The sequence below is a fragment of the Campylobacter concisus genome, from assembly GCF_902460895.1.
Taxonomy (GTDB): domain Bacteria; phylum Campylobacterota; class Campylobacteria; order Campylobacterales; family Campylobacteraceae; genus Campylobacter_A; species Campylobacter_A concisus_BC.
Window position 1 is genome coordinate 14,707 of sequence record NZ_CABPVL010000010.1, and the last position, 1,628, is coordinate 16,334.

The 1,628-nt window shown below is 29.9% G+C and carries 2 protein-coding genes; both read right to left on the reverse strand.

Annotated features, from left to right (window positions below):
* On the reverse strand, positions 1–976 hold a 976-nt coding region (locus tag F3G98_RS09930; protein ID WP_149726115.1), incomplete at its 3' end, for an Mbeg1-like protein.
* Positions 977–985: 9 nt separating this feature from the next.
* Positions 986–1,612, reverse strand: coding sequence for a tRNA 2-selenouridine synthase (locus F3G98_RS09935; RefSeq protein ID WP_149726114.1), 627 nt, complete (start codon positions 1,610–1,612; stop codon positions 986–988).
* Between the last annotated feature and the right edge of the window lie 16 nt (positions 1,613–1,628).

The window sequence follows — 1,628 nt, forward strand, 5'->3', positions numbered from 1 at the left end:
TAACATTTAAAGGTGCTGGTAGGTAGGTGTGGTCCTTATCTGCTAAGAACAAATTTTCTTTAAGCTTTTCATAGTAAGGGACATTTCTTTTATTAAAGAAATATATGATCTTATTTCTAATGAACCTTGGCATGAGATCAATAGATGGGATGCCTACTCTAGTTTTCATATAATCTGTTAATATCCCAGGAGAGTTAAATGTATAAATTTCATCTACATATTCAGCAAAGGTAAAAGCACATATCTGAGTTAAGTATCCACCAAGTGAGTGACCACATATATTTATCTTTTCACCTTCTTTTAATATAGGTATAACACTATCTAAAAAGAAATTTATTAAAGAATTTACCTGTATTGGTATCTCATTAATTGTTAGCTCTATATCTGCAATTAAGTCTCCTGGAGTGATCTCAGTACCTCTAAAGGTTAATATTTTTTTGCTGTTGTCCTTTGTATCTTCAAAGAGCGTGGCACTAAAACCTTCATCATCATTTTTTTGATGTTTGAGAAGTATAAATCTTGATGTAAATTTTTTAGTACGTTCAGAGATTTGGTGGTAACCTTCTTCGTTTACGAAAAGTCTTTGTGGCTCTCCTTTTGGGGTTGTTATGAAATTTCTTATCTCATTTGAAATTTTAACTTTCTTTATAGTACCATCATCGTTCTTTTCAGGTTTTTCTATTGTTAAATCCTGCATGAATCTAGCTTCAACACAAAGAGCATAGGATGTAGGAACTGATTTGGAAACTCCGTTTTCGTTTACGCTTTTTTCATATCCAAAATTTATACCATCGGCATAATCCCATCTAGGATTGGGCTGTTTTAAAATCACATTATTATAAAATTTATCCGAAAAACTCCAAATTTCATTCTCGTCTATATATTCAAAAAACGCATAAGCAACATCGGCTATATCAGCATAGTCTTTTATCTTATTTACCATCTCTTTGTTGGTTAAATTTTTAATAGTATTCATTTATTTGTCCTATTTATTTATCTTTTGAAATTTATTGTCTATCAAGTAAAAATAATTATCTCCAGCTACATTTATATATCTATTTTTTGTAAATTTTATTCCACTTGCTTCATCGCCTGAAAGTGTATATGTTGTTTCAACAACGTAGTAGTCTAAACTTAGATCAATTACTCTTACTTCATCATTATCATCGATATAAAAATAGCCCAAGTCGTAAGATGGTTTAAATTTTTCATAATCTTCACTGCCAATAAATTCTTTTATTTTATCTTTGTAAATTTGTGGAGTTTTTATCTTCTTTCTAGTTTCATTTTCATAATCAACCCATCTGAGGTAATATTTTTTTCCATTAGATAAAACTCTAGGTAATTTTTCATTAACTGGCGTCATATCAACTGCATAACGATTTTCGGCTAATTTTTTACCACTTAAGCCTTTTGTCATTATTCGTCTCTCTTCTTCTCTCTTATCTATCTCCTTCTCTAGCTTTTCATCAAATACATAAACACCACCATATTTTTTAGCAATGCTCTCTTGTTCGCTAGTTAGATCAGAAATTCTTATGAAGCCATTAAAATAAGCAAGTGGTAGCAGTATAAACAAGCAGATAAAAACTATAAATTTTACTTTTTTCATCATAAATCCTTTTAAA

What these genes read in the sequence shown, in the direction of transcription:
- F3G98_RS09935 (WP_149726114.1), bottom strand. Translation starts at nt 1,612, where the DNA reads ATGAAAAAAGTAAAATTTATAGTTTTTATCTGCTTGTTTATACTGCTA.